We start from the raw sequence: 25947 nt of genomic DNA, 5'->3' as shown, positions 1-25947 counted from the left end.
TTTCGGAAACGGGAAGGCCTTCGGGCGCGGCGGCGCGGAAGGCGCGTCGTCCGGAACCGGGGCGCGCGCCGTGCGCCGGGCGCAAAAAAAGGCGGCGCATGATGCGCCGCCGTGTCGGGCCCGGAGTCGACCCGACCCGGAACGCCGCTCAGCCGGATGTCCGGGGAGAGAGAAGGCGGCGTTCCAGAAGGAAAGGATCAGGCTTTCTTTTCGGGCAGGAAGGAGGCCAGAATGCCCAGAGCCAGGAAGCCGACCACCACGCTCAGCGAAATCATGGCGGGCAGATGAATCACGCCGGCCACGTCGAGCAGCATCTTGGCGCCGATGAAGGCCAGAATGGCGATGACGGACTTTTCCAGATGGCGCAGGTAGCGCTTGGCGGCGGCCAGCAGGAAGAACATGGACCGCAGGCCGAGAATGGCGAAGATGTTGCTGGTGTACACGATGAAGGGATCGGGCGTGATGGCGAGCACCGCGGGCACGGAGTCGAAGGCGAACATGATGTCGGAAATTTCGATGACCACCAGGCACAGGAACAGCGGCGTGGCTCTCCAGATGATCTTGCCCACAGGCTTTTCCGCCAGCTTGACGGTGCTGCCTTCCACATGCTTCTTGGGAGCTTCCACGGCGTGGCCGTTTTCATCGGTGCGCACGAAGAAGTCGTGACCGTGCAGGTGCGTATAGACGGGAATGAACTTCTGCGTCCAGCGCACGGCCCAGTGCTGGGAATAGTCGATGTCTTCGTCGTGCTCCTTGCCGAGGGACTGGAACATCTTCCAGGCCGTCCAGAGCACGAACACGCCGAAGCCGGCCAGCGCGTAGGGGCCGAACATCTTGATGAGGGAGCTGCCCGCGGCCACGAAGAGCAGGCGCATGACCACCGCGCCCAGAATGCCGTAGAACAGCACGCGGTGCTGATAGGCGTCCTTGATGCCGAAGGACGTGAAGATGGCCATCATCACGAAGAGGTTGTCCACGGAAAGGGATTCTTCCAGCAGATAGCCGGCGATGAACAGCTGCATCTGCGAAGCGCCTTCGTTCCAGCCGATGTATCCGGCAAAGGCGAACGCGAGGGAAATCCATATCGCGGACCAGATGGCCGCATTGCGCGCGGTGACGGGCTTGTCGTCGTTGTGGGATCGCAGATCGAGCCACATGCACGCGATGATCACCAGGGAGAAGACGCCCACCTCTACGAGAGAGTGTCCGAACATGTTGTATCCTCCAGAGTTTTCTTTCTGCCGGAAGATACAAAAAAGACCTTCCGGCAATATCACTATTGCCGCAAGGTCTCACTTATCAGACTCGTACGGGCTGACGGCAATGCCAGAAGCTCTCGCTCCATGCTGTTGACATTGCCCGGGACTCACGATCCCAGTTACTCCCCTTTGCGTCCCCTTCTCCTTACGAAATCTTTCACGCGCTGTCAAGAGGCGGACTCAGGCTCTTGTCTGACAGGCCCGCTGCGGCTACACTCCGCATCACATTTCATGCTTATTTCGAGGGATTCATGTCGTTTCACATCATCCGCGCGCGGCGCGCGCATCCGCAGCATCCTGTGCTTCTCCGGCTTACTTCCGGTTTCCGTCGTTTTCAATATCGCTGGTATCACCCCGACGAACCCCTGTTCGAGTCCCTGCGCGAAGGGCAGAATCCGCTTGCGCTCGTCATCGCCTGCTGCGATTCCCGGGTCGATCCCGTGCTGCTCACCGACTGTCGTCCCGGCGATCTCTTCGTGGTGCGCAACGTGGCCAATCTGGTGCCGCCCTACGCCCCGGACGGCGGCAGGCACGGCGTTTCCGCCGCGCTCGAATACGCGGTCAAGCACCTCAGGGTGCAGGACGTCATCATCATGGGGCACGCCTGCTGCGGCGGCATTCATGCGCTGGTGTCGGGCGGCGACGACGAAGACCGCGACGAATTCATAGGCCCGTGGGTGGACGTGGCTCGCCACGCTCTGGAAAAGGTGGACGAGGCCATGCCCGGCGCGTGCGACGCCGACAGGGCCCGCGCCTGCGAACTGTGGAACGTGCGCCTTTCTCTGGACAACCTGATGACCTTTCCGTGGGTGAAAAGCGCGGTGGAGGAAGGCCGCCTTTCCCTGCACGGCTGGTATTTCGATCTGCAGAGCGGCGAGCTTCTGGAATACGACGCGGAACGTCAGGCCTTCCGTCCGCTGGTAGGGCATCCCCACGTGGGGAGAAATCCTGTATCTTCCCGCGGATGAACAGGAACATCATTGACAATGGATTGTTTTCACAAGCGAAATTGCAGTCTTTCTTTCTCTTGTGACGCGCTTTGGGCATTGACGCGATGTCGATTTGCTTCTAAGGATAGTGGGAAAGGCTTTAGAACGTTTCACGACATCAGCATTCTTCTGCGCATCCGGACGTCAATGCCCGCCGCATCCGCCCGGATACGACGGTTGCGCCTGTCGCTTCGGCGCTGAAGCTGTTTCTCTACAAGCACAAGGAGGCATGGAGGTTTTATGCCCACGAAAATTCTGCATAAGGAAAAGCTGATTCCCGGGCGCACCAGCAAGCTCGTGCTGGACGCTCCGCAGATCGCCGCCACGGCCCGTCCGGGTCATTTCGTCATTCTCCGCGTGGATGAGAAGGGCGAGCGTTTCCCGCTGACCATTGCCGACACCGACAAGGAACACGGCACCATCACCATCGTGTATCTGGTGCTCGGCCGCTCCACCCAGATGCTTGAGGAACTCGAAGAAGGGCAGTACATCCACGACGTTTGCGGACCGCTCGGCCGCGCGACCAACATTCAGCGTTTTGAAGCGCCGAAGAAGGTCATCTGCGTGGGCGGCGGCACGGGCGTGGCCGCCATGCATCACATTGCCAAGGGCCATCACGAGGCCGGCAACTACGTCATTGCCTGCATCGGCGCGCGCAACAAGGATCTTTTGCTCTTTGAAAAGGAACTCTCCCTGTTCTGCGACGAAGTGCTTGTTTCTACGGACGACGGTTCCGAAGGCCAGAAGGGCATCGTGACCGATCTTGTCCGCAACCGCCTCGACAGCGAGGGCGGCAACATCGCCGAAGTGGTGGCCGTGGGCCCGGTGCCCATGATGCAGGCCGTGGCGGATCTTACCCGCGGCTACAACGTGCCCACCACCGTGAGCCTCAACTCCCTCATGGTGGACGGCCTCGGCATGTGCGGCGCCTGCCGCGTGACCGTGGGCGGCGAAATGAAGTTCACCTGCGTGGACGGTCCCGAATTCGACGGTCACAAGGTGGATTTTGCGGAACTGCGCAGCCGTCTCGGTTCGTTCCGTTCTCAGGAAGCCGTGGCCCGCGAGCATCATCGCTGCAACTGTTTTGAAAAGAAGGAGGCCTAGTCATGAGTCAGGAAGTCACCCGCGGGGCGAAGATTCCCCGTCATGATATGCCCTGCCAGGCTCCCGAGGAACGCATCAGGAATTTCAATGAAGTGGCCCTCGGCTACACCGCCGAGATGGCCCATGAAGAAGCCACCCGCTGCCTGCAGTGCAAGAAGCCCATGTGCCGCACCGGCTGCCCCGTGGACATCGCCATTCCCGACTTCATCGCCGAAGTGGTGAAGGGCGACATCGACGAAGCGAGCCGCATCATTCACAAGTCCAGCAGCCTGCCCGCCGTGTGCGGCCGCGTGTGCCCCCAGGAAAAGCAGTGTGAAGGCAAGTGCATTCTCGGCAAGAAGGGGCAGCCCGTGGCCATCGGCCGCCTGGAACGCTTCGTGGCCGACCACGCCTCCGCCGAAAAGGCTCCCGAAATCAAAAAGGTCGGCCGCCGCGTGGCGTGCATCGGTTCCGGCCCCTCGTCCGTCACCTGCGCGGGCTATCTGGCCCGTCTCGGCGTGGACGTCACCATGTTTGAAGGTCTGCACGAGGCCGGCGGCGTGCTCATTTACGGCATTCCGGCCTTCCGTCTGCCCAAGGACGTGGTGGCTCACGAACTCGACGCCCTGCGCGCCATGGACGTGGACATCCGCCTGAACTACGTGGGCGGCCGCACAGTCACCGTGGATAGCCTGCTCAAGCAGGGCTACGACGCCGTGTTCATCGGCGTGGGCGCGGGTCTGCCGCATTTTCTGGGCGTTCCCGGCGAGAACTGCATCGGCGTGTTCTCGGCCAACGAATACCTCACCCGCGTGAACCTGGGCCGCGCGCATTCCTTCCCGGCCTATGACACGCCCGTGGCTCCCGGCAAACACGTCACCGTGTTCGGCGCGGGCAACGTGGCCATGGACGCCGCCCGCACCGCGCTGCGTCTCGGCGCGGAAAGCGTTCACATCGTGTACCGCCGCACCCGCGCGGAAATGCCCGCCCGCGGCGAGGAAATCGAACACGCGCTCGAAGAGGGCGTGAAGCTGCTGGAACTGGCCGCGCCCGTGCGCTTCATCACCGACGAGGAAAATCACCTCACCGGCGTGGAACTGCAGCGCATGGAACTCGGCGAACCCGACGCTTCCGGCCGTCGCCGTCCCCGTCCCGTGGAAGGACAGAACTTCATTCAGGAAACCGACCTCGCCATCGTGGCGCTCGGCACGCGCTCCAATCCGCTCATGCTGGACTGCACGCCCGGCCTCAAGCTCACGGACCGCGGCTACATCGCCGTGGATGAGAACGGCGAAACCTCCATTCCCAACGTGTACGCCGGCGGCGACATCGTGACCGGCGCGGCCACCGTCATTCTGGCCATGGGCGCGGGCCGTCGCGCCGCCCAGAGCATTGCCCGCAAGATGGGTCTGGAATAGACTTCGACCACAACATGATGATCCGGGGCCGCTTTGCCGCAGGGCAGGGCGGCCCCGGCGCGTTGGAGCGTCGCCGCTCCGGGGGCGGAAGAGGGGAAACGAACCGGCGTCCGTTTTGCGGAGAGCCCGACGCTTTCGGCCGACGTTCCGGAAAAAGCGGGGCGCAAAACTTTTTTGTATTGTTTTTCCGCTTCCCAGGCAGGGCGCAAAACGGGCGCGCTGCGGCCGGATGCCGGTTTGCATGTTACGCGCGGATCGGAAAAAAGACCATTAATCCGGATGGTTCGCCGTACCTGGACGGAGAGGGGCAGATCGAAGTCTGCCTGAGCTGCGGCGCTTTCTTCCGGGGCGGACGGGGGCGCGGAAGCCTTGGCGGACAACGAAGCTTTCTTGACATGCCGCCCCCCTATCCTTCATAGTGACAAGGATTATATGTTTGATTCCCGTGCCGGCGGCAGGCGTCTTTTCAAGCGCGACCGGCAGGAACATGAGGCAGGCTGAGCATTCAGCCTTTTTTCTGTACCTTTTGCCCGAAAGGAGTCGCCATGCTTCGTCGTCTTCTGTGCGCTCTTCTGCTGCCCGCCCTGCTGTGCTCTTCCGCCATGGCCGCGGAAAAGCTCGTCGTCGCCACCAATCCCGAATGGCCCCCCATGGAATTTCTTGACGACAACAAGAACATCATCGGCTACGACGTGGACATGTTCAAGGCCGTCGCCGCCGAGGCCGGCATGGAAGCCGAATTCAAAATGACCGCCTGGGACGGCATTTTCGCCGGCATCGCCGCGGGCAACTACGACGTCATCGCCTCCGCCGTGACCATCACGCCGGAACGCCAGCGCGCCTTTGCCTTCACCGTGCCCTACTACGACGTGCGGCAGATCGTCGTGCTGCGCAAGGGCGATTCCGCGTCGGGCTTTGCCGACCTCGCGGGCAAGGTGATCGGCGGCCAGATAGGCACCACCGGCATTTTCGTGGCCCAGAAGAGCGGCGTGAAGATGACCATCCGCGAATACGACAACGTGGGTCTTGCCATGCAGGATCTCATCAACTCCCGCATCGACGCCGTGGTCTGCGACTCTCCCGTGGCCCTGTACTACGCCAACCAGAAGGAAGGCTTTTCCGATCAGCTGACCGTGGCCTTCCGCACCGAAGCCACGGAATCCTTCGGCTTCGTGGTGAGCAAGAACCGCAAGGATCTGGTGGAGCGCCTGAACAAGGGCATTGAAGCCGTGCGCGCCAAGGGCATTGAAGCCGAGATCGTCCGCAAGTGGATGGGCGAATAGGTCGTCTCGCAGGAGACGTTCACTTTCAGTTCGGGATATTGTGAATCATGCGTGAGAATGAAGAAAACGGTCTTCCGGCGGGCATGGCCCCGGAGGGAAAGATAGAAGTTCCGGCGGGCGGCCTCGTGCTGCCCGATTCCGAGAAGGGCGGGATCGTCAACGCCTGGTCCCTGTCTCTGGTGGGCGCGGTGGTCGTGCTGGCCGTGCTGTGTACCGTCTGGCCCGATCCGTATCTGGAAATCCTGCGCTTTCTGCCGGGCGGACTGGTCGTCACCTTCGAGGTGACCGTTCTTTCCATCGTCTGCGCCATTCCCCTCGGACTCATCACCGGTCTCGGCAGACTTTCGCACAATCGCGTCATCAATCTGATCGCGTCCACGTATGTGGAAATCATCCGCGGCATTCCGCTGCTCGTGCAGATTTTCTACATCTACTACGCGCTCGCGAAGTTTTTGCAGGTGAGCGGACTCACCTCCGCCGTCATTGCCATCAGCTTCTGCTACGGCGCGTACATGGGCGAAGTGTTCAGGGCCGGCATCATGGCCGTGCCCAAGGGGCAGACCGAGGCCTCGCGTTCGCTGGGCTTCAACAAGGTGCAGACCATGATGTTCGTGGTGCTGCCGCAGGCGCTGCGCACCATCGTGCCGCCCGTGGGCAACGAATGCATCGCCATGCTCAAGGATACCTCGCTGGTTTCCGTCATGGCCATGCCCGACCTCATGCAGTTCGGCCGCAGCTTTGCCGCCAAGAGCTATCTGTACTTTGAGACCTACACCGTCATCGCGCTGATTTATCTCATCATCACGCTGCTGCTTTCCAAGGCGGTCAGCATTCTGGAATCCAGGCTGAACTACTATGACAAACGCAAATAATGCGGAGCCCATCATCCGCATCGAACACGTGTGGAAGTTCTTTGGCGAACTGCCCGCGCTCCAGGACGTCTCCCTGCACGTGTGGCAGGGCCAGCGCGTGGTCATCATCGGCCCGTCCGGTTCCGGCAAGTCCACCCTGCTGCGCTCCATCAACAGGCTTGAGGAGATAAACAGCGGACTCATCGCCGTGGACGGCATCGACGTCAACGATCCGAACAACGACATCAACAAGATACGTCAGAATCTGGGCATGGTGTTCCAGCAGTTCAATCTGTTCCCGCACAAGACCGTGCTGCAGAACCTCACCATGGCGCCGTGCAAGCTGCGCGGCATGCCCAGAAAGGACGCCGAGGAACTCGCGCTCTCGCTGCTCCGCAAGGTGGGCATAAGCGACAAGGCGAACGTGTATCCCGCCATGCTCTCGGGCGGTCAGCAGCAGCGCGTGGCCATAGCCCGCGCGCTCGCCATGCAGCCGGAACTCATGCTCTTCGACGAGCCCACCTCGGCCCTTGATCCCGAAATGGTGGGCGAAGTGCTGGACGTCATGGTGAACCTCGCCCGTGACGGCATGACCATGATATGCGTCACCCACGAAATGGGCTTTGCCCGCACCGTGGCCGACGTGGTGGTGTTCATGGACAAGGGGCAGATTCTTGAAGTGGGATCGCCGGAAGACATCTTCGAGCGTCCGCAGCATCCGCGTCTTCAGCAGTTTCTGAATCAGGTGCTCTGAGCGCAGCCGCGATGCAGAGAAAATAACTCGGGCCTCTTCCTTCGGGAAGGGGCCCTTTTTTTGTGCATTGACGGAAATTTTTATTTATCTGCCGAACATGTTTTGCTTTTCACTCTTTAATGACACGGCAATGGAACGTATCCTTATGAAGGAACTCTTGTCATAATTGTTAATTGATTGCCATTTTCATGAAATATTTGTATTATAGAGATAACACTAACAGTTGAAGGACGGGGAATGCGGAGCCTGATTTGTCTGTAGAAACGAGGGTTTGGCATTCGTGATTTTTCAGAGAAACGGCAGTATTTTTCATGTATTATTGGCGTTTTGGTCTTTATCATGAATAGAAGGTCCGCACTTCGACCGCACAGTATCGGAAAGGAGGAATTTGGTCATGGCCAAGTATATCATGGCTCTGGATGCGGGTACCACGTCGAACCGCTGCATCCTGTTCAACGAAAAAGGGGAGACCTGCAGCGTCGCGCAGAAGGAATTCACCCAGTATTTCCCGCATCCGGGCTGGGTTGAGCACGACGCCATGGAAATATGGCTCACCCAGTATGCCGTAGCGGCCGAAGCCCTGGCGAAAATAGATGCCACCGCCGAGGATATTGCCGCCATCGGCATCACCAACCAGCGCGAGACCACCATAGTGTGGGACAAGGAAACGGGAGAGCCCATCAATCACGCCATCGTGTGGCAGGATCGCCGCACCGCCGAATATTGCGACAGCCTGCGCGCCAAGGGACTCACCGAGTCCTTCCGCGCCAAGACGGGCCTTGTCATTGATCCGTATTTTTCCGGCACGAAGATCCGCTGGATTCTGGAAAACGTGCCCGGAGCCCGCGAGAAGGCCGAAGCCGGACAGCTGCTCTTCGGCACCGTGGAAACCTGGCTCATCTGGAAGCTCACCGGCGGCAAGGTGCATATTACCGACTACTCCAACGCCGCGCGCACCATGCTGTTCAACATCGTCGATCTGAAGTGGGACGAGGAAATCATGGCCGAGATGGGCATTCCTGCGTGCATGCTTCCCGAGGCGCGTCCGTCGAGCTGCGTGTACGGCGAAACCGTGCAGGAACTCTTCGGCGGGGTGATTCCCATTGCCGGCGCGGCGGGCGATCAGCAGGCCGCGCTCTTCGGGCAGACCTGCTTTGAGCCCGGCGAGGCCAAGAACACCTACGGCACGGGCTGCTTCATGCTCATGAACACCGGCGAGAAGCCCATCTTCTCCAAGAACGGACTGGTCACCACCATCGCCTGGGGGCTGGACGGCAAGGTCAACTACGCGCTGGAAGGTTCCATTTTCGTGGCGGGTTCGGCCATTCAGTGGCTGCGCGATCAGCTGCGCGTTCTGGATGCGGCTTCCGATTCCGAATACTTTGCCAGCAAGGTGAGCGACACCAACGGCTGCTATGTGGTGCCGGCCTTCACCGGACTCGGCGCGCCGCACTGGGATCCCTACGCGCGCGGAGCCATCGTGGGCCTGACCCGCGGCGTGAACCGGTATCACATCATCCGCGCCACGCTGGAATCCCTGGCCTATCAGACCTACGAGGTGCTGGGAGCCATGGAAGCCGATTCCGGCATCAAGATGACCTCCCTCAAGGTGGACGGCGGCGCTTCGGCCAACGATCTGCTCATGCAGATGCAGGCCGACATCAACCAGGCTCCCGTCAACCGCCCCGTGTGCGTGGAAACCACGGCCATGGGCGCGGCGTACCTGGCCGGTCTGGCCGTGGGCTACTGGAAGAACAAGGAAGACGTCATCCGCAACTGGGCCAGCGACAAGGTGTTCGGCCCCAAGATCACCCGCGTGGAGCGCGACAAGAAGGTGCGCGGCTGGAAGAAGGCCGTCAGGTGCGCCTACGACTGGGCCCGCGACGAGGACTAGTCTCTCCTTTCCCATTCTGAAACGACACGGATGCTGAACGGGCGTCTCTGGTCGAGAGGGCAGGCCGCAGGCCTGCCCCTCCCGGCCGAAAGCAAAAAACGACCCGGGTCTCCCTTGTTGTCCTCTGTTCATGGCGCGGGGGCGTTCTTTCCCCTTGTCAGAAAGAGAAAGAATCCCTCCCTTTCATTCATCCTGAAACCCTGTTTGTGAGCTTCTTATGCCGTATCTTGCTGAATTTTTTGGAACGATGATTCTGATTCTTCTCGGTGACGGCGTTGTGGCCAACGTCAATCTGAACAGATCCGGCATGAAGGGAGCCGGAGCCGTGCAGATAACCTTTGCCTGGGGTCTGGCGGTCATGCTTCCGGCGTTCACCTTCGGCGCGGCGTCCGGCGCGCACTTCAATCCCGCGCTCACCGTGGCGCTTGCTGCGGGCGGCTATTTCAGCTGGAGCATGGTGCCCGGCTACTGCATCGCGCAGATGGCCGGAGCCTTTGTCGGCGCGTGCCTCGTGTATGCGCTGTTCAAGGATCAGTTCGACGCTACCGACGATCCCAACATCAAGCGCGGCGTGTTCTGCACTTCGCCTGCGGTTCCCAACCGTTTCCGCAACATGCTCAGCGAAATCATCGGAACCTTCGTGCTGGTCTTTGCCATTCTGGGCCTCAATCAGGTGCCCAACATGCCCGGCGGCGTGAACTACATTCTGGTGTTCGGCATCATCGTGTCCATCGGCATGAGCCTCGGCGGGCTCACCGGCTACGCCATCAACCCCGCCCGCGACCTCGGTCCGCGCCTCGCGCACACCGTGCTGCCCATACGCGGCAAGGGAAGCTCGCACTGGGATTACGCCGTGGTGCCGCTTGTCGGCCCCATGATCGGCGGCCTCGTCGCCGTGTGCCTGTACAACCTGCTGCCCTGGATGAAGTAGCCGCCGCGGATTGCCGTGCATGAAAAGGAGCCGACCCTTACGGGTCGGCTCTTTGCGTCTGTCATGAGGGCAGTCTGCGTGTCGCCGCGGCGCTAGTCCACGGATACGGAGGAGAAGTCCAGATCCGGGAAGGCAACCGGCGCCTTGCGGTGTCTGGTGGCCTGTTCGTAGGCATAGCCCATGCCTATGAGAAGTTCTTCGCTGAAGGGAGCGCCCATGAGTTCCACGCCGACGGGCACGCCCTGAGGAGCGGTGGGCGTGACGGAGGAGAATCCGCCGGGCAGCGTGATGGCCGGAAGTCCGGTGACGGACGCCATGAGACCGTTGCGTTCGGCCTGACCGCGCTTGTCGTTGGTCTGCACCACGAGGATGGATTGCAGCGGATACAGGAAAGCGTCGATGTCGTGGTCGGCCATGTACTTCACGACAAAGTCATGCAGACGGGCGTTTTTGGCGAGACGGGCCTTGTATTCCGGGTTGTCGGCCGGATTGACTTCGGCGGCCTTGGCGGCCATGTCCCCGGCCACGGAGGGCGTGATCAGGCCTGTGGCCACGTATTCCTTCGTATTCTTGACGGGAGCGGCCTTGCCGAGTTCCTTCAGATAGTTGTCGAGAGAAATGCTCTGTTCCCAGCGCTGCACGTCGTTGTTCTTGATGAGATCGGAAACCCGAAGTTCGGGAATGTCCACGGTCACCACCTCGGCGCCGAGGGCCTTGAAGTCACTCACGGCGGCATCCATGACACGGCGCACGTCGGGATCGTGGCCGAGATTGGTGGCGAGAAGGGCGATTTTTTTGCCCTTGACGGCGTTGCCGCTGAGGGCGCGGGTGTAGTCGGGAATCTTTTTGTCCTTCATGACGGCGGTGGAGGCGTCGGCGGGATCATAGCCGGCCATGACGCCGAGCAGAATGGCGGCGTCGGTCACGCTGCGGGCGATGGGGCCGCCCTGATCCTGAAATTCCGAGCAGGGCGAAATGCCCGTGCGGCTGACGAGGCCGCGCGTGGGGCGTATGCCCACCAGACTGTTGGCGCTCGATGGCGAACGGATGGAGTTCACCGTGTCGGAGCCGGTACCGGCCGCGGCGAAGTTGGCGGCCACGGCTGCGCCGGTGCCGCCGGATGAGCCGCCGGGCGTGCGCGTGAGATCGTAGGGGTTGAGGGTCTGACCGCCCATGGAGCTGACGGTCATGCCGTGGTTGGCCAGTTCCGTGAGGTTGGCCTTGCCGATGATGACGGCTCCGGCCTCGCGGAGCTTCCGCACGGTGAAGGCGTCGCGGCCGGGTTGCAGATCCTTGAAGGCCAGCGCGCCGCTGGTGGTCTTCATGTCGCTGGTGTCGTAGTTGTCCTTGAGCACGATGGGAATGCCGTGCAGCGGACCGACGGCCTTGCCTGAGGCTCTTTCGGCGTCCTTCTGTCTGGCGACCTCAAGGGCGGCGGGGTTGACGGTGATCATGGAGTTGAGGCAGCCGTCGTACACCTGAATGCGGCGCAGATAGTAGCGGGTGAGCTGTTCGGAAGTCAGGGAACCGTTGCGCATCTGAGCTTCAAGCTCGGGAATGCTCTTTTCAAAAATAGGGGAAGCGGCCATGGCGGATGAAGAAAGTAACAGGGTCATGCAGGAAGCATACAGTAAACTTTTGATCATGGAAATCCTCTTTCCTGTTGAGGGTGCAAGGACGCCTTCCTTGATGCAAAAGTCGTGCCGATGTGCGTAACATGCTTGAAAGAAAAGATTTCTATATTATGATTGAAATGCGTGGTACGGATATATGCCGATACAAAGACGCCTCTGCGGACGAATATGGCCGCAGAGGCGTCTGTCGCAGGGGTTGGCGAAGAGGAAACAATTTTGCATCGCAGCCGGGGCGTTATGCCATTATCATAACGCTCGCCACGGGGGGGGCGACAACAGGGGCGTCACCACCAGTAGAGGGGATAGCGGCGCGAATGGGGAATGTTGTTCACGATGAGGGCGATGAACAGCATGATGCAGGCTCCGGCAAGGCAGGGAACGAGCGCGTACCAGTAGCCGAGCTGACGGATGCCTTCGCCGCCGGTCACGGCGATGAGGGCCGTGGCGCCTCCGGGCGGATGCAGGGTGCCGGTCATGAGCATGACGGCGATGGCCGTGGACACGGCAAGGCAGGCGGCAAGCCAGACGGTGTCGGGAAAGAGCAGGCCCACGGTGACGCCGGTGAGCGCGGAAACGAAGTGGCCGCCCACCAGATTGCGGGGCTGGGCCAGGGGGCTCTGGATGGCGCCGAAGGCGAGCACCGCCGAAGCGCCGAACGAGCCGATGAGCAGGGGAAAACCCGTGCTTCTGGTCACGTAGCGCTCCAGAAGGGCGATAAGGGCGATGGAAAGACAGCTTCCGAACCAGGAGAGCAGAATTTCCTTTCCGCAGACGCGGGGCGGCGTTTCTCCGCCTCCGCGCATTTTTTTCAGTACGCTGGTCATGATTCCTCCGGCCGGATTGTGTCCGGCAGCGGAAGAACCGTAGGAAAAAACGGGCGCAAAGGCTGTGTCCACGGGCACAACCTGCCCGAAAACAGGCGCGTCGTCGCCCACGGCCGGGAAGTCCGGGGGCGTTGCGCCGGAGAGGCCGGAAAACGAGGCGCGACAGACTGGGGGCGTTCGGGCTGCGCTGATAAGCGGCGCGCGGAGAACCGGGGAGCGGCGAACCTCCGGCACGCATCAGGGGAGCGTTGAACGAGCGGCGCGCGGACTGCGCGGCGGGTATCCGGGGCGCGGCAAACGGGGGCCGGGCGCTGACCGGGCCGGAGCGGCGCAGACGTCGGCGTTCTTGCGGATGCGGGCCCGGCATGGCGCACGCGGCAAGAGCGTTCCGGGCCCGTCCGTTCGGCGCGGGAAAACGCGAGGCGGGCAGGCTTCCCGGCGGTTTGACTTTCGTTCCGGCTTCATGCAGCGTCTGTCTTTTCAAGGAGGAATCGAGCATGTCGGAGAACGGAAACGTGCGTCTGGTCAGGGCTGCGTCGGAAGAGCTGCACGACGTGGCAAGGGCGTTGCAGGAAGCCTTTGCGCCTGCCGTGTGTGAAGCGTTCGGGCTGAGGGATTATGGCCCCATACCTCCGGATGAGGACGTGTGGGCGTCGTTCCGCGCGCCCGGAGCGCAGGTGTACCATATTGTTCGAAACGAGGAGCGCGTCGGCGGAGCGGTGGTCAGGATAGATGAGAAAAGCGGATGCAACGCTCTGGAGCTTTTCTTCATTTCTCCGGCCTTTCACGGCAGGGGGCTGGGGCTGGCCGCCTGGCGGGCCATAGAAGCCATGTATCCGCAGACGAAGGTTTGGGAAACCGTGACGCCGTACTTTGAAAAGCGCAACATTCATTTTTACGTGAACAGGTGCGGATTTCACATTGTGGAATTTTTCAATGCGCACCATCGGGATCCCGCCGTGGCTGCGCCGCTGTGCCCGGACGGTCTGCCCCTGCCGGGCATGGACGAGTATTTCCGCTTTCGGAAAATCATGGGCGACGTGAAGGCGTCGGATTCGACGTCCGGAGCAGAGTCCGCCGAAGATTATCCGGCAATCTGACGCGGCCTGCGGAGGCGCTGACGTCGATTCCTGACGCGGAGGGCCTGTAGGCACGCGTGAGGAGACCGCTCCGGGCCCGCCGCCGGGTGCGGGAAAAGGCGCGGCGAAAGAGCCCGGCGCGGCGGGGCAAGGATCCCGGAAGAGATGAGCGCCGCAGGCGAGGCGATGCCGCACGTTTCCGGCTTTTACAGGGTGGGGCGCTGATAGAAGAGACCGGCGAGGTCCTGGGTTTTTATGGTGTTGATGAAGGAATGGGGATCGACCTCCCGGACGGCATGCACGACCTTCTTGCTTTCGTCGCTGGACACCACGGAATAGACGAGGCTGCGTTCCTTGAGGTGGAAGGAGCCCTCGCCTCTGAGGATGGTCGCGCCGTGGCGGGAGGTGGCGTAGATGACTTCGCACACTTCCTGCGGATTGTCCGTGACGATGAAGAGCGTTTTTTTCTGATAGCGCTTGTAGAGCGTGTGGACGACCTGCGTGGTGGTGTACTGGAAGATGATGGAATAGAGGGCCTTGTCCCAGCCGAAGACGAAGCCGGCCACGACGAGAAGAACAACGTTGAAGTAGAGCACGACGTTCCAGGCGTCTATGCCCTTGCGCTGGGAAAGATAGATGGCGATGAAGTCCGTGCCGCCGCTCGTGGTGTCCATGCGCAGGCAGAGGCTGATGGAAAAGCCGTTGATGATGCCGCCGAAAATGCTGATGAGCAGCGTGTCGTAGGTGATGATGTAGGAAGGAAGAAGATCGGTCAGCAGGCCGGTGAGCACGATCATCAGGCAGGAATAGAGGGTGAACTTTTTGCCGATGTAGCGGAACCCGATGTAGATGGGTATCATGTTCAGCAGAAAGTTGACCACGGCGAAGGACAGGGAGACGTTCAGAAAGCGTTCCGAAAGCCGTTGAATGAGAATGGTAAGACCTGTCGCGCCGCCGGGATAGAGTCCGCCGGTCTGCACGAAGGTGTTGATGTTGAGCGCCATGAGCAGCGAGGCCAGGCACACGACGAGAATGGTCTTGGAGTCGTCTTTCCAGCTGAAGAGCATGGGAACCTCTGAAAAAAGGTGATGGATATATCCTTTCTTTACGGGTTCCTGAAAAAATAGCAAGAGGCCCGGGCGGACCTCTTGCGCGGAAGCGTCAGACGCTCTTTTTCTCCCAGCGCAGCAGCAGGGCGGAGTGAAGCACCACGGCCACGGAGCCCGCGTTGTGGACAAGCGCTCCGGTGACGGGATTGAGCGCCCCGACCGCGGCCAGCACGATGGCCGCAAAGTTCAGCGCCATGGAAAAGGTCAGGTTGAAGCGTATGGCCTTCATCATGCGCCGGGAGAGCAGAAAGGCGTGCGGCACTTCGCCTATGCCGTCGCGAACGAGCACGATGTCGGCGGCGTCCACGGCAATGTCGCTGCCCATGCCGCCCATGGCCATGCCCACATGCGCCTTTTTCAGCGCCGGAGCGTCGTTGACGCCGTCGCCGATCATGCACACGCGGGCGTGTTCGTCCATGAAGCGCATCTTGTCTTCGGGCAGGCATTCGGCGTGCCAGTCCTCAATGCCGAGCTCCCGGGCCGTGTGACGCGCGGCGCCTGCGTGATCGCCGGTGAGAAGCACCGGTCTCACCCCGGCATCTTTGAGGGCGCGCACGGTTTGCGCGGCCTCGGCACGGGGCATGTCGGAAAGGGCGATGAATCCGGCAGGGCGGCCGTCCGCGGCAATCCACACGACGGTGCAGCCTTCGTTCACAAACTCCGCGGCCCGGGCAACAGCCTCTTCGGTCGGGGCTGCGCCCTCGGCGGCGAGAAAGGCGGAGCTTCCCGCGGCCACGCGTTGCCCTTCCACGGTGCAGCGCACGCCGCGGCCCGGAATCATCTGAAAATTTTCGCCGTCGGGAATCTGCTCCTCTTCGCCGAAGCCCTGCACCACGGCGCGGCCGAGCGGATGTTCCGAACGACGTTCCGCTCCGGCGCAGAGCCGGTGGAGTTCCCGGTCCGAGAGGTCGGGGCGCAGACTGCACGCCGCGCGCACCCGCGGTTCGCCGAGCGTGAGCGTGCCGGTCTTGTCGAAGGCGCAGATGTCGGCGTCGGCCAGGCGTTCCAGCGCGTCGCCCTGCCGCACGAGCATGCCGTGCCGCGTCAGGTTGCCTATGGCCGCCACAATGGCCGTGGGCGTGGCGAGCACCAGCGAACAGGGGCAGAACACCACGAGAATGGTGACCGCTCGAATGATTTCCCCGGTAACAAGCCATGTGGCGAGCGCGGCGGAGAATGCGCCCGCCACTATCCAGGTGGCCCAGCGGTCGGCCAGACGCACCACCTTCGCCTTGCCGGCGTCCGCGGACTGCACCAGACGTATCATGCGCTGAATGGAGCCGTCCGTGCCGCTGCGGGTGGCCTTCATGTCGAAGGAGCCGTAGCGGTTCACGGTGCCGCTGTACACTTCGTCGCCTTCCGCCTTGTCCACGGGCAGGGATTCGCCGGTGAGCAGCGCCTGATCCACGGAACTCTGACCGCGCAGGATCACGCCGTCGGCAGGCACGGTTTCTCCGGGCAGCACGCGCAGCGCGTCGCCTTCGCGCACGTCTTTTGCCGGAGTCATGATTTCCCGCCCGTCCTTGAGAAGGCGCGCGGTCTGCGGGCTGAGGCGGACCAGCTTTTCAATGCCCGCCCGGGCGCGCGCCGTGGTCACTTCTTCGAGCAGCGAGCCGAGCTGCATGATGAAGGCCACCTCGCCGGCGGCAAAGTCTTCGCCGATGATCACGGAGGCGACAAGGGCCGTGGCCACCAGCACGTCGGCCTTGACGTCGAAGGCCGTGACCAGTCCGACCACGGCCTCCTTGACGATGGGCACGCCGCACAGCACGATGGCGACCCATGCGGGGTCCACGGGAAAGCCCTCGGGAACAAGCATGCTGGCCAGCAGCGACAGCCCCGAAAGCATGAGAAATATGAGTTCCGTCTTGAAGTCGCGCCAGATCGAGAGCATGTCCGTTGTCGTCATGAGGGGCCTCCTGCAGCCGTGGGCATGTCTGAAAAATACCTATAGGGGTATAGGTTTGTCAAGGGGCGCAAAAAAGACCGGCCGCAGGGAAGGGCCGGTCCTTCGTCAGTTCATGTTGGCGAAGCGTTCCACGGCCTTGGTGAAGCTGGCTATGGTCTGGTCGGCGTCGCCGTGTTCTATGCCGTCGCGCACGCAGTGGCGTATGTGGCCTTCGAGCACCACCTGTCCGGCCTTGTGCAGGGCGGACTTGGCGGCGTTGATCTGGGCGAGAATGTCCTCGCAGGGCACGTCCTCGTCGATCATGCGGTCGATGGCCTGCACCTGACCGATGATCTTTTTCAGGCGGCGGTGCAGGTTTTCGGAATCCATGCATTGTCTCATGCGGGTACCTCCGGCCCCGAGGGTCGGGGCATGTTTTCCGCCGAAGTTGCGGCTCCTGGCTTTGGAGCGGCAGGGAAGGACGCGTCCTGCAGGGCGGCGGCATCTGCGGCGGGACACATGACGCCGTTCAGGAAAGGGCGTCGGAACGAGTGTATCTTAACTTCTTCGGCCTTCAAAGAAGGCGAAAGGCGGTCGTGCCGGAGCGTTGCCGGGCGTGGGGGAAGTTTCGGCGGCGGAGTTTGGCGCTCCTTTCCGGCAGGAGGAGGGAGCTGTGAGCCGTCCTGGGCGTCTGAAAAAGACCGCAGGCATCATGCTTTCCTGCTCTTTGGGGACAGGTGGAACCGGAACTATCTTTTATGATGAAAAAAGCCGACAGGGAGAGCTGCGGGACTCGTCTTGTAGCTCGGCGCGTTCTGATATAGAATAACCCATATTTTCCGCAGAAATATTTTGCCGTCGGGAGCAGCCGGGATGTTTTTATGAGGCTGCGTCCATCTGCATGGACAGGGTGAAAGAAGGATCGATGGATAGTCTTTGGAACAACAGTGAGCTTCGTCAGCAGATGCTGAACCATTTCGGAGACAGTACGGGCGAGTGCTATCAGTACTATTCCTTTGTGGAAAAAAAGTTTTGCTTTTCCGAGAATATTCAGAAAATAACGGCCATGATTCCCCGTTCGGGCTGTTCGCTGGACGAGTGGTACCGGGTGATATATCCCGCGGACTGCGCCAGACTGAAGCGCTATGTTTCGGGCTCCTTCCGCCGGGAGCGGCAGCATTATCATTTCAACTACCGCATGCGGAACCGTTTCGGACAGCTGATATGGCTGAGCAGCAAGGGAAAATGCTATTTCGATGAATGCGGCAGGGCGAGTTTTTTTCTGGGAACGATATCGGCGCAGGATCATCTGGAGCAGCCCGTCAGGGACAGCTGTCAGACGGCGTGGCTGAAGGAGCTGGAAAAGGCGCACCATCAGGGACGAAACGGCCATCTTCTGATGGTGAACGTGGACAATCTGAGCCGGATAAACCTGAAATACGGCCGGGAGTGCGGCAACGGCGTTCTTGAAGTGCTCAGGGACGCCATGAACGAGGCCTGCACGGGCGAGCAGCGGGCATGCCGGATCAACGGCAACTGCTTCTGCATACTTCTGTCGGAGACGGACGAGGAGCAGGTGAAGGCGTATTTTCGGAATGTGCAGAGAAGCCTTGAGGGCGAGTGCACCATTTCCGGCGGCTGCGTTCCGCTGCAGAAGTATCAGATTCCGGAGAGCGAACTGCTTCTGCAGTATGCCGAGAGTTCTCTGGAGGCTGCAAAGAAGTCGGGAAAGAACAGACTGTGCTTCTTCATGCCCGAGGATTATGAGCGAAAGATAGCCGCTCTGGAACTGCTCGAGGAAATGGAGAACGCCGTCAGGAACGACTTTTCGGGATTTTTTCTTCTCTATCAGGCGCAGATCCGTTCCGAGACTTTTGAACTTGCAGGAGCGGAGGCGCTGCTTCGGTTCCGCTCTTCTCGAAGGGGCGTCATTTCCCCGGACGAGTGCATTCCGGTGCTGGAGCAGAGCGGGCTCATCGTGCCGGTCGGCAAGTGGATCATCCGGAAGGCGCTGGAACAGTGCCGCTTCTGGAGACTGACGGTTCCCGACTTTCGCGTCAGCATCAACATGTCCTACCGTCAGCTGTGGCAGTCGGAGATCCAGGAGGATGTTCTGAAGCTGCTTCGGGAGAGCGGTCTTCCCGGAAGCGCTCTCGCCGTCGAGGTCACGGAAGGCAGAGAGCTTCAGAACTATCCGTATCTGAACGCCGTGTTCAGCGCCTGGAAGGAGGAGGGCATAGCGATCGCCGTGGACGATTTCGGAACCGGCTATTCCAGCCTGAGCTGGCTGAAGGAATTGTCCATCGACGAGATCAAGATCGACCGCTGCTTCGTGAGCGGCATTCAGCACAGCGCCTACAATCTGCGTCTTTTGTCCAACATCATCGAACTGGCTGCGGGCGGCGGCATCCTCGTATGCTGCGAAGGCGTGGAAAACTCCGAGGAACTTGCCGTGCTGGAGCCGCTTCATCCGGCGCTCTATCAGGGGTACTTCTTTGCAAGGCCCATGTCCCCTGAGAAATTCGTGCTCAGAAGGAAGTATCTGGAGGCCGTTCCCTGTTCTGACGACAGGGAGCGGGAGAAACTCTCCGTGTCTTCAAAGGACAGGTATGCGCTTGAGCACACCATACTGGAGAAGACCGAGGACGTCATTTCCCTGTGCGACGTTCTGACGCATGAGATATACTATCTCAATGCCGCGGGGAAAAGGATCTTCGGCGTCAGGGACTACCGGGGACGCAAATGCTATGAGGCGCTGCGGGGTCTGGACGCTCCCTGCAGCTTCTGTCCCAATGCCGGGCTGCGCCATGACTCCTTTCATATATGGGAGGACTGGAACAGCTACTGCGACAGGCATTTTCTTCTGAAGGACAAGCTTCTGGACGTGGACAAGAAGACGTTGCGTCTTCAGGTAGGCATGGACATCACGAGGCGGGAATACCTCAGCCGGAAGTCCCAGGCCCGTCTGGATTTTGCAAGACGCATCACCGGCTACGTGGATGTGCTGCATCGTCAGAGGGACTGGAGCCGTGCCGTGGATCTGGTGCTGGCCTCGCTCGGGGAATTCTACAGGGCCGACCGGGCCTATCTTTTTGAACCTTCGCCTGCGAAGCCCGGATTCTGGGACAATACCTTCGAGTGGTGCGCTTCCGGCATCACGCCGCAGAAGGAGAATCTTCAGCAGGTGCCGCCGCAAGCGGTGTTCCGATGGATGGAACTCTTCCTGCACGACAAGTCCGTCATCATCTACAATAAGGAGCCGCTCAGGAGTCGTTCCCCTCTTGAATGGGAGATGCTCGAGTGTCAGGAGATCCATCGGCTTATCGCCGTGCCGCTCATGGAAGAAGGCCGTGTGGCCGGTTTCGTGGGCGTGGACAATCCCCGCAACGCCATCGACGACGACACCCAGATCCGGGTGCTGGCCAGCTTCCTCGTGGTCCGCTTTCAGAGAGAGCGCAGAGAGCGTCTGGAGCGGGGCGAACTCTGAGGATCGCCGCCCTGCCGTGATGTCGCGCTCTCAGGCTTCCTGCTTTCCGGGAGACGTGAGCGAGAGCGCGGCCACGGTTTCCACGTGCGGCGTCTGCGGAAAAAGATCCACGGGCTGCACGGCGCGGATGCCGTAGGCCGGGGCGAGCAGGGCCAGATCGCGCGCCAGCGTGGCCGGATTGCACGACACGAGCACGAGGCGCGGCGACCGATGCTTGAGTATGGCCTGCACGGTGCGCTCGTCCATGCCCGCGCGCGGCGGATCGGTGACGAGAAGGTCGGGCACGCCGCGCTCGCGGAAGCAGCGTTCGAGCCTCGCGGCGTCGCCGCATTCAAAGCGGTATTCTGTGTTTTCCCCGGCCGTTTCGGCGTTCCGGGCGGCGAGTTCCACGGCCTGCGCCACGGTTTCGAGGCCGAACACGCGCGAAAAATGCGGGCCCATGGTCAGGGCGAGGCCGCCTGCGCCGCAGTAGATGTCCCAGCATTCTTTGCCCCAGAGGCCGGTTGCGCCGGGAAAAAGGGAGGCGGCGAGCTCGGCGGCGGTGTTGTAGAGCAGTTCGGCGGCGCGGCTGTTCACCTGAAAGAAGGAATTGTGATCGAGCGTGAAGGTGACCTTCCGGCCCTGAAGAGCGAGCGTTTCGGAAAGCCGGGATTCTCCCAGCGTGAACACGGTCTGCTCGCCGTAGGCCACGTCGGATTCGGCGGCGCGGATGCTGTGAACGAAGCCCGTCACGCCGGAGTTTTTTTCCATGAGCGCGCTGCCGAGCTTGCGGACGGTCGAGGCTTCCTGCGGCGAGGGCAGGGTGATGAGCTCCACGAGGCAGCCGCCGTCCTGCGGCTCGCGGATGACGGCAAAGCGCAGAATGTCGTTCTGCCTGACCGAGCTGCTGAAGCCTTTCCTGCGCGGAGCGCGTTCCCTGCCGCTGCGGCCGGAAGGAGCGGCTACGAGGCGGAATTTTTCGCAAAGCTCCCTGAGATCGGCGAGCACGGTCATGGCACGCGGACTTTGCAGCAGGCACTGCGTGACCGGAATCACCGTGCGGGACGAGCGCGCCCGCAGGCCGAGCGTGGTGCGGCCGGAGGCGTCCTGCGCAAAGGCGAATTCCATCTTGTTCCGGTATCCCCATTCCGCGTGTTCTCCCGGGCTGAGCGCGGGGCGGATCACGCCTTCGGGCAGATCGAGACGCCCCAGCCTGCGCAGAGAGTCCTGCACGATGCGGGTTTTTTCCTCAAGCTGACGGGCGTAGGGCAGGCGCTGCCAGGGGCAGCCGCCGCATTCGTCGGCGTGAGGGCAGGGCGCGTTCCGCTCGTCGGGAGCGTGGCGGAGCACGTCGAGCAGCTCGGCTTCGGCCATGCGCTTTTTCACATGACAGAGCCGTACCCGCACGCGCTGACCGGGAAGGCCGCCGCGAACAAAGATGGTCATGCCTTCATCGCTGCGTCCCACGGTCCTGCCGTCGGGGGAAAGGCCGTGCAGCTCAAGTTCCAGCGTGTCGTTGCTTTGGTATGCCATGAACGTCTCCTGTGGGGTGATGGGGCATCATAGCAGGGAGGGGGAGGAAAGGCAAAAGGCCGGAATCAGGGCGGAACTCCGGAAGGGAGCTTGCGACGGGGCGGCAGACCGGGGGCGATGGGCCGATTCGCCGCCCCGTCATGGTGCGCCGAGGCATCGAGCCGGGAGCAGGGGAAAGTTGCGCTTTTTAGCGCGGCGATGTGGCGCGGCGGCATGCGAGGCCCCGGCCTGCCCCCTTTGTCCGCCTATCCTTGGATCCCTTGCGGGAACATGGCGCAACCGCTTCGTATTCTGTCGGAGCTGGCGAGCCGTTCGGGAAAACCGCCTTGACTTTTTACAGGGCTTGGGAGAAGGTAAACGGTGATTCCGGCAGCTCGCCGGAAGGGCCGTCCAGACTTTTCGAGGAGCACAGTATGGGAGAACTCATCACCAGCGCCATGCACTCCACCCCTCAGGGCTTCGTGGGCGTGGGCTGCATCTTCATCTATTTCATCGTCATGATCTGCGCCATCATCTATCGCGTGAGACGCGGCGAACACGTTCATTGATTGTTGTCGTCATTGCACGAAAAAGGCGTCCCTTCCTGGAAGGGACGCCTTTTTCATTTGTCGGCATCGTCTGCCGCGAGCGGAGCGCGCTCTGCCCGGGCCGACATCATTGAGGCGTGCAGGGATGGCTGCGCAGGGCGAAGCGGGCCGTGCCTTCGGCAAGAATCTTGTCGAATTCGGCCATGTTGTTTTCGGCCACGTCGCGCAGGGCGAGCAGCAGCGGAATGGCCGTGAGAAGCCAGAACCTGCCGGACACCTTGCCCGACGAGGTTCCGCCGTGGTCGTAGGCGGCCACGAAGGGGCGGACGGTGGTGCTCAGCTCTTCGCCGGTCTTTTCCTTGAAGATGCGGTGAATGTCCATGACGAGCTCATGGGAGCTGTAGGGGAAGGGAATGTCGGCAAAGGCCTGTTTCATGTCTTCCCAGAGGTACGGATCGCCGCGAAGGCCCCAGCTCGGGGGCTGTATATTGAACATTTCGGAAAGAAAGCGGGTTTCAGACATAAATCCTCCACAGATTGAGCCGGAATGTGAACCGGTGCGGGGTTTCATATTGGCGGCAAGAGCGGGAAAAGTCAAAGCCTGTATGAAAAAAAGCGCCCCGGCCGGGCATGCCGGTCGGGGCGCGGAGCGTTCAGGCGATACGACTACTTGCTCCGGCAGGAACGGTACTGTTCATAGTAGCGGGTGTGCAGCAGCTCGTGAGCCTTGTGGCTGTTCGGCGCGCCGAGGAAGTCCCGGTACAGGGCCTGAATTTCGGGGTTGTCGTGACTTCTGCGCACGGGCAGGTTGCGGTCGTTGCGGTACAGCGCCTCGATGCGCAGACGGGGAGTGTCGGCGTCGAGGTTGATGGGTTGACCGCCGCCGTTGACGCAGCCGCCGGGGCAGGCCATGATTTCAATGAAGTTCCAGCCGCGGGGATTGCCCTTGCGGATCATTTCGCAGACCTTGCGGGCGTTGGCGAGGCCGTGGGCCACGGCCACCTTGAGGGTGAGCGCGCCGTTGAAGTTCACCTCGGCCTCGCGGATGCCTTCCATGCCGCGCACGGATTCGAGTTCCACGGGTTCCATTTCCTCGCCGGTGACGACCTTGTAGGCGGTGCGCATGGCGGCTTCCATCACGCCGCCGGTGGCGCCGAAGATGTTGCCTGCGCCGGAGCCTTCGCCCATGATGGGATCGAATTCCTCCTCCGGCAGGGCGAAGAAGTTGATGTTGGCTTCCTTGATCATCTGGGCGAGTTCGGCGGTGGTGAGCACGATGTCGGTGTCGGCGAAGCCGCTGGCGGAAAGTTCGCGGCGCTCGGCCTCGAACTTCTTGGCGGTGCAGGGCATGATGGAGACCGACACGATCTTGGAGGGATCGATGCCCTGTTTCTGGGCGTAGTAGGTCTTGAGCATGGCCCCGAACATGGACTGCGGACTCTTGGCCGTGGACAGATGCGGCAGCAGATCGGGATAGTAGAGCTCGATGAAGTTGATCCAGCCGGGCGAGCAGCTCGTGATCATGGGAAGGACGCCGCCGTTCTTCAGGCGATCGACGAGCTCGTGGCCTTCTTCCATGATGGTGAGGTCGGCGGACCAGTTGGTGTCGAAGACCTTGTCGAAGCCGAGGCGGCGCAGGGCGCTGACCATCTGGCCGGTGGCGATGTCGCCGGGCTTGCCGCCGAAGGGTTCGCTGATGGCCACGCGCACGGAGGGAGCCGTCTGCACCATGACGATTTTTTCCGGATCGCGCAGGGCCTGCCAGGCGCGTTCGGTGTCGCTTTTCATGGTGATGGCGCCGGTGGGGCAGACCTTGCGGCACTGGCCGCAGAAGGTGCAGGAGACTTCGCCGAGGCCGAGGTTGAAGGCCGGGGTCACGCGGGCGTTGAGGCCGCGGTAGGCGAAGGAATAGATGCTCACGCCCTGCACTTCGGCGCACATGCGCACGCAGCGGCCGCAGAGTATGCACTTGGACGGATCGCGCACGATGCAGGGATTGCTTTCGTCCTTTTCCATGGGCGGACGGTTGTACTCGTAGCGCACGCGGCGGATGCCCAGATTGTTGGCCACGCGCTGCAGCTCGCAGTTGCCGGAACGCGAACAGGCAAGGCAGTCCTTGGGATGGTTGGCGAGCAGCAGTTCCACGATGTTCTTGCGCGATTCGAGCACTTCGGGATCGTTGGTGAAGACTTCCATGCCTTCGCTGACCTTGGCGATGCAGGCGGGCACGAAGGAACGGGCCTTCGTCACCTTGCACACGCACACGCGGCAGGAGCCCTCGGGGCGCAGCAGCGGATGGTAGCAGAGCGTGGGAATGTTGATGCCGACAAGTTTTGCGGCTTCCAGAATGGTGGCGTCCGCGGGGGCGGTCACTTTCTGGCCGTCTATAGTCAGAGTAACGGTATCACTCATGATGATTCTCCTCGAGGTCGGGCTTACACGCGGCTGATGGCGCCGTGCTTGCACTTGTCCATGCAGGTGCCGCACTTGATGCACTTGTTGGGATTGATCAGGTGGGGTTCGCGCACCTTGCCGGTGATGGCTCCCACGGGGCAATTGCGGGCGCAGAGGGTGCAGCCCTTGCACTTTTCGGGATCAATCCTGTACTGGAGCAGCTTGGTGCAGACGCCGGCGGGGCACTTCTTGTCGTGAATGTGTGCCTCGTATTCCGAGCGGAAGAAGCGCAGCGTGGAGAGCACGGGGTTGGGGGCCGTCTGACCGAGGGCGCAGAGCGAAGAGGTGCGCATGGTGTGGGCCAGGCGTTCGAGTTCCTCGATGTCGCCGTCGCGGCCTTCGCCGCCGCAGATGCGCTCCAGAATTTCGAGCATGCGCTTGCTGCCTTCGCGGCAGGGGGTGCATTTGCCGCAGCTTTCGGCCTGCGTGAAGGTGAGGAAGAAGCGGGCGAGGTCCACCATGCAGGTGTCTTCGTCCACCACGACCAGGCCGCCGGAACCCATCATGGCGCCCGCGGCGGTGAGGGAATCGTAATCGACGGGGTTGTCGAGCATGGAGGCGGGCAGGCACGCGCCGGAAGGCCCGCCTATCTGCACGGCCTTGAACTTCTTGTCGTTCTTGATGCCGGCGCAGATGTCGAAAATGATGTGGCGCATGGAAACGCCCATGGGAATTTCCACAAGACCGGTGTTGCGCACCTTGCCGGTGACGGCGAAGATCTTGGTGCCCGGGGACTTTTCGGTGCCGTCCTGACGGAAGGCGTCCGCGCCCTCGGTGATGATGCGGGCCACGTTGGCGAAGGTTTCCACGTTGTTGAGCACGGTGGGCTGTTCCCACAGGCCGCGCTTGGCCGGGAAGGGCGGACGCACGCGGGGCATGCCGCGCTTGCCTTCGATGGAGCGCATGAGGGCGGTTTCTTCGCCGCACACGAACGCGCCCGCGCCCTGCTTGATCTTCAGATGGAAGCTGAA

At 61.7% G+C, this 25947-nt stretch carries 21 protein-coding genes; 11 read left to right on the top strand and 10 right to left on the bottom strand.

The window, feature by feature from the left end; translation table 11 throughout:
- Positions 1–197 precede the first annotated feature (197 nt).
- Entirely contained in the window at positions 198–1214 is a 1017-nt protein-coding gene (locus Q0K02_RS09215; RefSeq protein ID WP_294487825.1) for a TerC family protein, read from the bottom strand.
- Positions 1215–1510: 296 nt separating this feature from the next.
- Here Q0K02_RS09215 and Q0K02_RS09210 point away from each other — a divergent pair, with 296 nt between their 5' ends.
- The 8 genes from Q0K02_RS09210 to Q0K02_RS09175 all read left to right on the top strand — a co-directional run bounded on the left by Q0K02_RS09210 (position 1511) and on the right by Q0K02_RS09175 (position 10462).
- Positions 1511–2227 carry a carbonic anhydrase gene (locus Q0K02_RS09210; protein ID WP_294487822.1) on the top strand — a complete coding sequence of 239 codons (717 nt, stop codon included), beginning with the start codon at positions 1511–1513 and terminating at the stop codon, positions 2225–2227.
- Positions 2228–2488: 261 nt separating this feature from the next.
- Positions 2489–3352 carry a sulfide/dihydroorotate dehydrogenase-like FAD/NAD-binding protein gene (locus Q0K02_RS09205; RefSeq protein WP_294487819.1) on the top strand — a complete coding sequence of 288 codons (864 nt, stop codon included), beginning with the start codon at positions 2489–2491 and terminating at the stop codon, positions 3350–3352.
- Positions 3353–3354: 2 nt separating this feature from the next.
- Entirely contained in the window at positions 3355–4749 is a 1395-nt protein-coding gene (gltA, locus tag Q0K02_RS09200; RefSeq protein ID WP_294487814.1) for an NADPH-dependent glutamate synthase, read from the top strand.
- Between the two features lie 545 nt (positions 4750–5294).
- Complete coding sequence (locus tag Q0K02_RS09195) at positions 5295–6032, top strand: basic amino acid ABC transporter substrate-binding protein (protein ID WP_294487812.1); 738 nt, start codon at positions 5295–5297, stop codon at positions 6030–6032.
- A gap of 83 nt (positions 6033–6115) precedes the next feature.
- On the top strand, positions 6116–6904 hold the full coding sequence (locus tag Q0K02_RS09190; RefSeq protein WP_294487892.1) for an amino acid ABC transporter permease: 789 nt from the start codon (positions 6116–6118) through the stop codon (positions 6902–6904).
- A complete protein-coding gene (locus Q0K02_RS09185; RefSeq protein WP_294487810.1) occupies positions 6888–7637 on the top strand; it encodes an amino acid ABC transporter ATP-binding protein in 750 nt (249 codons plus the stop codon). The genes Q0K02_RS09190 and Q0K02_RS09185 overlap by 17 nt, the downstream gene beginning before the upstream one ends.
- A gap of 394 nt (positions 7638–8031) precedes the next feature.
- Positions 8032–9531 (top strand): glycerol kinase GlpK, encoded by a 1500-nt coding sequence (glpK, locus tag Q0K02_RS09180; protein WP_294487806.1) that lies wholly within the window; start codon positions 8032–8034, stop codon positions 9529–9531.
- Positions 9532–9748: 217 nt separating this feature from the next.
- Entirely contained in the window at positions 9749–10462 is a 714-nt protein-coding gene (locus Q0K02_RS09175) for an MIP/aquaporin family protein (protein WP_294487803.1), read from the top strand.
- A gap of 92 nt (positions 10463–10554) precedes the next feature.
- Here the strand turns inward: Q0K02_RS09175 and Q0K02_RS09170 are convergent, their stop codons facing one another.
- Together Q0K02_RS09170 and Q0K02_RS09165 are read right to left on the bottom strand one after the other, a co-directional pair.
- Positions 10555–12108, bottom strand: a complete 1554-nt coding sequence (locus tag Q0K02_RS09170; protein WP_294487800.1) for an amidase family protein — start codon at positions 12106–12108, stop codon at positions 10555–10557.
- A gap of 272 nt (positions 12109–12380) precedes the next feature.
- Complete coding sequence (locus tag Q0K02_RS09165; protein WP_294487797.1) at positions 12381–12920, bottom strand: HPP family protein; 540 nt, start codon at positions 12918–12920, stop codon at positions 12381–12383.
- Positions 12921–13417: 497 nt separating this feature from the next.
- Between Q0K02_RS09165 and Q0K02_RS09160 the strand changes: the two genes are divergently transcribed.
- Entirely contained in the window at positions 13418–14020 is a 603-nt protein-coding gene (locus Q0K02_RS09160; RefSeq protein WP_294487794.1) for a GNAT family N-acetyltransferase, read from the top strand.
- A gap of 185 nt (positions 14021–14205) precedes the next feature.
- On the opposite strand, the gene Q0K02_RS09155 is transcribed toward Q0K02_RS09160, so the two are convergent.
- From Q0K02_RS09155 to Q0K02_RS09145, 3 genes are all read right to left on the bottom strand, one after another.
- Entirely contained in the window at positions 14206–15066 is an 861-nt protein-coding gene (locus tag Q0K02_RS09155) for a YitT family protein (RefSeq protein ID WP_294487792.1), read from the bottom strand.
- Between the two features lie 94 nt (positions 15067–15160).
- Positions 15161–17017 carry a cation-translocating P-type ATPase gene (locus tag Q0K02_RS09150; protein WP_294487789.1) on the bottom strand — a complete coding sequence of 619 codons (1857 nt, stop codon included), beginning with the start codon at positions 17015–17017 and terminating at the stop codon, positions 15161–15163.
- Between the two features lie 105 nt (positions 17018–17122).
- Complete coding sequence (locus Q0K02_RS09145) at positions 17123–17398, bottom strand: metal-sensing transcriptional repressor (protein ID WP_363315677.1); 276 nt, start codon at positions 17396–17398, stop codon at positions 17123–17125.
- Positions 17399–17921: 523 nt separating this feature from the next.
- Here Q0K02_RS09145 and Q0K02_RS09140 point away from each other — a divergent pair.
- Positions 17922–20483, top strand: coding sequence for an EAL domain-containing protein (locus Q0K02_RS09140; protein WP_294487781.1), 2562 nt, complete (start codon positions 17922–17924; stop codon positions 20481–20483).
- Between the two features lie 30 nt (positions 20484–20513).
- Here Q0K02_RS09140 and rlmD read toward each other — a convergent pair whose 3' ends face one another.
- Entirely contained in the window at positions 20514–21995 is a 1482-nt protein-coding gene (rlmD, locus tag Q0K02_RS09135) for a 23S rRNA (uracil(1939)-C(5))-methyltransferase RlmD (protein WP_294487777.1), read from the bottom strand.
- A 413-nt stretch (positions 21996–22408) separates the two neighbouring features.
- Between rlmD and Q0K02_RS09130 the strand changes: the two genes are divergently transcribed.
- On the top strand, positions 22409–22543 hold the full coding sequence (locus Q0K02_RS09130) for a hypothetical protein (protein ID WP_294445492.1): 135 nt from the start codon (positions 22409–22411) through the stop codon (positions 22541–22543).
- Positions 22544–22649: 106 nt separating this feature from the next.
- On the opposite strand, the gene Q0K02_RS09125 is transcribed toward Q0K02_RS09130, so the two are convergent.
- From Q0K02_RS09125 to Q0K02_RS09115, 3 genes are all read right to left on the bottom strand, one after another.
- A complete protein-coding gene (locus Q0K02_RS09125; RefSeq protein ID WP_294487774.1) occupies positions 22650–23045 on the bottom strand; it encodes a hypothetical protein in 396 nt (131 codons plus the stop codon).
- A 143-nt stretch (positions 23046–23188) separates the two neighbouring features.
- Positions 23189–24934, bottom strand: coding sequence for an NADH-dependent [FeFe] hydrogenase, group A6 (locus tag Q0K02_RS09120; RefSeq protein WP_294487771.1), 1746 nt, complete (start codon positions 24932–24934; stop codon positions 23189–23191).
- A gap of 23 nt (positions 24935–24957) precedes the next feature.
- The coding region (locus tag Q0K02_RS09115) for an NADH-ubiquinone oxidoreductase-F iron-sulfur binding region domain-containing protein (RefSeq protein WP_294487769.1) at positions 24958–25947 on the bottom strand (990 nt) is incomplete at its 5' end.

The organism is uncultured Mailhella sp. (genome assembly GCF_944324995.1).
GTDB lineage: Bacteria > Desulfobacterota > Desulfovibrionia > Desulfovibrionales > Desulfovibrionaceae > Mailhella.
The sequence above is the reverse complement of the archived record's forward strand: the minus strand, read 5'-3'. Positions and strand labels throughout refer to the sequence as shown.

Coding starts and splice junctions, on each gene's coding strand:
- Q0K02_RS09215 (WP_294487825.1), bottom strand. CDS start 1,214: ATGTTCGGACACTCTCTCGTAGAGGTGGGCGTCTTCTCCCTGGTGATC.
- Q0K02_RS09210 (WP_294487822.1), top strand. CDS start 1,511: ATGTCGTTTCACATCATCCGCGCGCGGCGCGCGCATCCGCAGCATCCT.
- Q0K02_RS09205 (WP_294487819.1), top strand. CDS start 2,489: ATGCCCACGAAAATTCTGCATAAGGAAAAGCTGATTCCCGGGCGCACC.
- gltA (WP_294487814.1), top strand. CDS start 3,355: ATGAGTCAGGAAGTCACCCGCGGGGCGAAGATTCCCCGTCATGATATG.
- Q0K02_RS09195 (WP_294487812.1), top strand. CDS start 5,295: ATGCTTCGTCGTCTTCTGTGCGCTCTTCTGCTGCCCGCCCTGCTGTGC.
- Q0K02_RS09190 (WP_294487892.1), top strand. CDS start 6,116: ATGGCCCCGGAGGGAAAGATAGAAGTTCCGGCGGGCGGCCTCGTGCTG.
- Q0K02_RS09185 (WP_294487810.1), top strand. CDS start 6,888: ATGACAAACGCAAATAATGCGGAGCCCATCATCCGCATCGAACACGTG.
- glpK (WP_294487806.1), top strand. CDS start 8,032: ATGGCCAAGTATATCATGGCTCTGGATGCGGGTACCACGTCGAACCGC.
- Q0K02_RS09175 (WP_294487803.1), top strand. CDS start 9,749: ATGCCGTATCTTGCTGAATTTTTTGGAACGATGATTCTGATTCTTCTC.
- Q0K02_RS09170 (WP_294487800.1), bottom strand. CDS start 12,108: ATGATCAAAAGTTTACTGTATGCTTCCTGCATGACCCTGTTACTTTCT.
- Q0K02_RS09165 (WP_294487797.1), bottom strand. CDS start 12,920: ATGACCAGCGTACTGAAAAAAATGCGCGGAGGCGGAGAAACGCCGCCC.
- Q0K02_RS09160 (WP_294487794.1), top strand. CDS start 13,418: ATGTCGGAGAACGGAAACGTGCGTCTGGTCAGGGCTGCGTCGGAAGAG.
- Q0K02_RS09155 (WP_294487792.1), bottom strand. CDS start 15,066: ATGCTCTTCAGCTGGAAAGACGACTCCAAGACCATTCTCGTCGTGTGC.
- Q0K02_RS09150 (WP_294487789.1), bottom strand. CDS start 17,017: ATGACGACAACGGACATGCTCTCGATCTGGCGCGACTTCAAGACGGAA.
- Q0K02_RS09145 (WP_363315677.1), bottom strand. CDS start 17,398: ATGAGACAATGCATGGATTCCGAAAACCTGCACCGCCGCCTGAAAAAG.
- Q0K02_RS09140 (WP_294487781.1), top strand. CDS start 17,922: ATGGATAGTCTTTGGAACAACAGTGAGCTTCGTCAGCAGATGCTGAAC.
- rlmD (WP_294487777.1), bottom strand. CDS start 21,995: ATGGCATACCAAAGCAACGACACGCTGGAACTTGAGCTGCACGGCCTT.
- Q0K02_RS09130 (WP_294445492.1), top strand. CDS start 22,409: ATGGGAGAACTCATCACCAGCGCCATGCACTCCACCCCTCAGGGCTTC.
- Q0K02_RS09125 (WP_294487774.1), bottom strand. CDS start 23,045: ATGTCTGAAACCCGCTTTCTTTCCGAAATGTTCAATATACAGCCCCCG.
- Q0K02_RS09120 (WP_294487771.1), bottom strand. CDS start 24,934: ATGAGTGATACCGTTACTCTGACTATAGACGGCCAGAAAGTGACCGCC.